This window comes from Actinomadura geliboluensis (genome assembly GCF_005889745.1).
In the GTDB taxonomy this organism is placed as follows: domain Bacteria; phylum Actinomycetota; class Actinomycetes; order Streptosporangiales; family Streptosporangiaceae; genus Spirillospora; species Spirillospora geliboluensis.
Genome location: NZ_VCKZ01000577.1, coordinates 1 through 4,502, shown reverse-complemented (window position 1 = coordinate 4,502; position 4,502 = coordinate 1). Strand labels below are relative to the sequence as shown.

Genomic DNA, 4,502 nt, shown 5'->3' with positions numbered 1-4,502 from the left:
AGATGGGTATAAGAGACAGGGTACAGGGTCTTGTCGACCTCGCCGGGGACATTGGAAGTGGTGCGCGACAGGCTCAGCACGAAAGAGGACTCCGGGTCGATGACCAGGGTGTCGGCCACCTCGCGCATGACCCGCACGTGCAGCCCGACTCCCTTGCGTCCACGCTCGTCGGTGACCGCGCCCACGGCCGTGACCCCGGGCATGGCGGCGAGCATCCGGTAGGTGGCGGCGCGAACCTTCGGAGGCACGGGGGCCCGGCCTGTGGTGGCTGGGCAAGCGCGAGCATCACGGCGGCGACATCCAGTCAGCCCGAGGGGACGCACAGGAGGAATTCCTGGGCACGGCGGTCGAACCATTCCAGAAAACTGTCGCCGTGCGAGGAGCCGTCCTGGTCATGTGTCACGACCAACGGGTCCGGGGACGGTTGCCCGTTGCCGAGGTCGTAGTAATACCCCTCGGCGGCCTCATCGCAGTGCCCTAGATAGATGCATCGGTCGAACACTCCCGCGCGGAGATCCGCGAGCTGCCAGTCCTCCTCTTCCTCTTCCTCCTCTTCCTCGTCCACGTCTTCTTCGTCGAACTCGGCATTGCGCTCCCGCAGCAGGTCGCCGAGGGTTTCGCCGCCGGAGTCGGTGAACTGCAAATGGGACTCAGGGGACCTCAGCACGGTGTGCACTCCGGCCAGCGCCTGGATTGCGGCGGGAACGGATACGTCCAGCACCGAAATGGGAGGCGAATCCGGCGGGAACGGCCTCTCTCCCCACATCACCTCCAGCCGGGCTCCCTCTTCGGCTCGCGAGGGCAGCGCATCCAAGCTCCTCGGCGCCGTCGAGGAGGCCCGTCGGCCGAAGCGTCGCAGGAATAGGTAGGCGAGTGAGAACTCACCCGACGCTTCCACTAGCGCCAGCCCGAAAATCTCCCGCCGGACGGCGGCCACGAATTGCTGACACCGCTCGGCGACCGGAAGCCACACGCGGCTCAGCGCCTCGTCGAGGCCGTAAGAGGCGGATATACCCCAGGGATTCGGGGAGAACGGGACGTCACCGCGCCCACCGAGGAGCAGCAATCCCCGCAGCACTACCTCCCTCTCCTTAAAATGAGGCGCGTGGTCCCGGAGCACCGCTGCGATGGCGTCTGGATCGCTGCTCGCGACTGCCTCAAGCTCTCGCTGCTTACGGAGGAGCCGGTTTTCCCGAGTTGTCGTCACAGGGCCCGAGAATAGCCATGGAAGGGCCGGAATCGAATGCCTGGCCACCGCGCCGTGATCCGGCGATCAGCAGGGCAAGCGCCTCGTCGGAAGGCCGGGCGGCGAGACCGCGCGTCACCAGGTCAGGCCGAGTAGCCCTTCGGTGGGATCAGTGTCGCGAGCTGGTCGAACGAGAGCCAGTAGATCTGGTAGCCCCCGAACGAGGCGGGGTCGGCGATGAGGACGGTGCGCTGCACGTCGTCGTAGCCGATCACGGTGAAGTAATGGTAGATCGTCTGGTTGGACGGGTAGCCGGGCGGCTGGTTGCCGGGCGGGGCCACGATGTTCGCGACGATCGGATAGTTGTTGTCGATGTCGAGCACGACGTCCCGCCACAGCAGGTCGCGCTGCGCCTGCGTGGGCGGGTCGTCGGGCATCTCCTTGGTCTCGTACCAGCCCGTGCCGAGCCGGGCGTTGAGCACCCATGTCACCTGGCCGATGTGGTCCGTGCCGTTCTGCGTGGTGCCCAGTTCGGCGGCCAGGGTCGCCTGGCTCGGCGGCGCGACACGCGCGGAGAGGGCGATGCGGGTGGCTGCGGGCCCGCACCAGTAGCCGGTCTCCTGGACCTGGTAGTCGATCTCCAGCGTGCGGACGGCGGTGGTCCGCGCGGACTCGACGTGCAGCCGGGTTCCCGGCCTGTTCTGGCCGGCGACCAGGGCCGTTCCGGCGGAGGTCGCATCCCCGGCCACGACCACCGGGGCCGGGGACGGGGGATCCTGCGCGGCGGCCGGTCCGGCCAGGCCGGTGAGGACGGCGGCGGTCGCGACGGCGGTACCCATGGCGGGTGGGATGAGTCTCCTGCGCATCAGGGCTCCTGGGGCGGTCGTCGTGTGGGGATCACGAGGAACGACTGGTCACGCTTTGAGGAGCCGACCGATGATGCCGTCGAGGTCGAGGCGGAACATGCCCTCGCGGAGGACGTGGCCGCCCGGCTCCTCATGCCATTCGTGGGGGATGCCGGCGTCGCCGAGGCGGGCGCGGAACTCCCGCTGGCCGGCGAGCACCTGGGTCTCGTTGACATAGTCGGCCCAGTTCACCGGGTCGGGGCTGGTCCCGGCGACCAGGAAGATCCGCTTGTTGAGGTAGCTGGGGATGCGTTCCACGGGGTTGTCCGCGGTGACCCTGGCCTCATCCCACAGCGGCGCCCCGTACACGGTGCCGCCCGCGAGGTCGGCGACCGCGGAGCTGACGTTCGCCCAGTGCACGACGAGGCCCGCGTCGCGGCGCAGGCTCGCGGGGCCGGAGTGGGCGCTGACGGACGCGAAGTGGCCGTAGTACTTCGCCGCGTACTTCAGCGCGCCGAAGCCGCCCATGGAGAAGCCGGAGACCGCGCGTCCGTTGTACTCGGCGTAGGTGCGGAAGTTCGCGTCGATCCAGGGCAGGAGCTGGGCGATGTGGAACGTCTCCCAGTTGCGGGGGCCGACGTTGGAGGAGACGGGGTTGCTGTACCAGCCGGCGTGCCCCCCGTCGGGCATGACGATGATGATGGGCTTGCCGACGGTGATGGGACGGATGCCCCATCGGTCGAAGGCGATGAAGTCCTGGTCGAGGCCGCCGCCATGGAACAGGTACAGAACGGGGTAGCGCCGCCCGCTCGAGTAGTCGCTGGGGAGGAGGACATTGACCCCGGGGTTCCATCCGATCGCGTCAGTGGCGAAACGGTAGTACTTCATGCGGGGGTCGCTCTCGTTGCGTTCGACGATCCGCAGGCCGAACCCGTCACCGGCCGCGTGGGCGGCGGTGGCGGATCCGATGACTCCCGCGCCGCCGAGCGCGGCCGCGGCGGTCACGCCGCCGGCGGTCTTCAGCACCTGCCGGCGGGACATGTTCGATTGGCTCACCCGAACCTCCTGGTGGGGGATTTCCTTGCTCCGTCGGAAGAAGCGGATCCGCCGCCTCGGGGCTCTTTCGGCCGCGGTTCCGCGTCGGCACTCGGGAGACGAATCAGCACGCAGCGGATGGTAAGGGCCTGGCGAACAGAAGGCAGCGGAGGTATTCGGGCCCAGTCGAAATCCCCTCGTGACCGCCGCTCTTTAATCTTGGGCGATGGGCGGCGTCCTGCGCGTTCACTTCAGTGACCGCGATTTTCGGCACGTGCAGCTCGCGAGATCCGCCGATCCGATATGGGAGGCGTTCCTCGGGCTCCACGTCCTCACCACGTCCCTGGCCCGGCTGCCCCGGCGGCTGCACCCGTGGCGGCGCCGAGCGGTGGAACGGCTGCGGGACGACGACCTGCGCGCGGCGTCCCGGCTGCTCCGGGACCTGGCGCCCGCCGACGCCGCGTATTTTCCCGACTTTCTGACCCCCACCGAGTCGGAGGAGGGGATGGCGGCCGCCTTGCGGACGCTGCGCGCCACGCCCGGCGCCCGGCTGGCCCGCGAACTGCGCGAGGCGGCCCGCTACCGGACGCTCCCCGGCTGGACCCGGCGGCTCGCCTCGGGCGACCGCGCCCTGCTCGACCAGGTCGCGGACGCCGTCCTGCACTTCCACACCCGGCTGATCGCACCGGACTGGAGCGAGGTCGAGGCCACCGTCGCCGCCGACTGGGAGCGGCGGATGGAGGCGCTGGAGGGCGGCCCGGTGGCGATGCTGGAGACGCTGGCACCGTTCGTGTGGCGAGACCCCGTCCTCGCCGCGCCGTACCCGGTGAACGCCGAACTGCGCCTGAACGGACGCGGCGTCCGGCTGATCCCGTCCTTCTTCTGCCACACCGCGCCGATCGCCATCGCCGACCCCAGCCTGCCGCCGGTCGTGGTCTACCCGATCCGCAGCGAGCCCCGGGAGTCCGGCACCGCCACCCGCCACGCGGACGCCCTCGCCGCCCTGCTGGGCAGCGGCCGGGCCCGTGTGCTCAGCGCCCTGACCGTCAGGTTCACGACGGGGGCCGTCGCCGTCCGCCTGGGCATGCCCGCGTCCACGGTGAGCGGTCACCTGAAGGTGCTGCGGGACGCGGGCCTGGTCCACAGCGAGCGGGACGGCACCCATGTCAGGCACCGCCTGACCAGCCGGGGCCGACACCTCCTGATGCCTCCCTGAGAGCCCGGGGAGGGCGCAACTCCACGGTCCCGGCAGAGCGCACATGCCCGGCGCGGTTGTGGTTCCCCGACGCGCGACCCAACCACGCGTGGTGAGGCGTGGGGACGCTCCGTGGCCCCGCCGTGGGGCGGTGGTGCCACGGTGTTCATCGGCTGGGGCATTCGAGGCTGAACATCCCGGCGGACTCGCTCGCGCTGGTTCAGGCCGGTCAGGTACAGGA

At 69.9% G+C, this 4,502-nt stretch carries 4 protein-coding genes and 1 pseudogene; 1 reads left to right on the top strand and 4 read right to left on the bottom strand.

Annotation, left to right across the window (positions count from 1 at the left end; translation table 11 throughout):
• The 4 genes and pseudogenes from ETD96_RS41695 to ETD96_RS41680 form a co-directional block, all read right to left on the bottom strand.
• Positions 1–248: pseudogene (locus tag ETD96_RS41695) on the bottom strand (hypothetical protein); the annotation flags it as partial.
• A 56-nt stretch (positions 249–304) separates the two neighbouring features.
• Positions 305–1,207, bottom strand: coding sequence for a hypothetical protein (locus ETD96_RS41690; protein ID WP_138641995.1), 903 nt, complete (start codon positions 1,205–1,207; stop codon positions 305–307).
• A gap of 122 nt (positions 1,208–1,329) precedes the next feature.
• Positions 1,330–2,052: a C39 family peptidase gene (locus ETD96_RS41685; RefSeq protein WP_138641994.1), complete on the bottom strand. Its 723-nt coding sequence runs from the start codon at positions 2,050–2,052 to the stop codon at positions 1,330–1,332.
• A gap of 48 nt (positions 2,053–2,100) precedes the next feature.
• On the bottom strand, positions 2,101–3,087 hold the full coding sequence (locus ETD96_RS41680; protein WP_205719730.1) for an alpha/beta hydrolase: 987 nt from the start codon (positions 3,085–3,087) through the stop codon (positions 2,101–2,103).
• A gap of 253 nt (positions 3,088–3,340) precedes the next feature.
• On the opposite strand from ETD96_RS41680, the gene ETD96_RS41675 reads away from it, so the two are divergent.
• Positions 3,341–4,282 (top strand): ArsR/SmtB family transcription factor, encoded by a 942-nt coding sequence (locus tag ETD96_RS41675; RefSeq protein ID WP_205719729.1) that lies wholly within the window; start codon positions 3,341–3,343, stop codon positions 4,280–4,282.
• Positions 4,283–4,502: the final 220 nt, after the last annotated feature.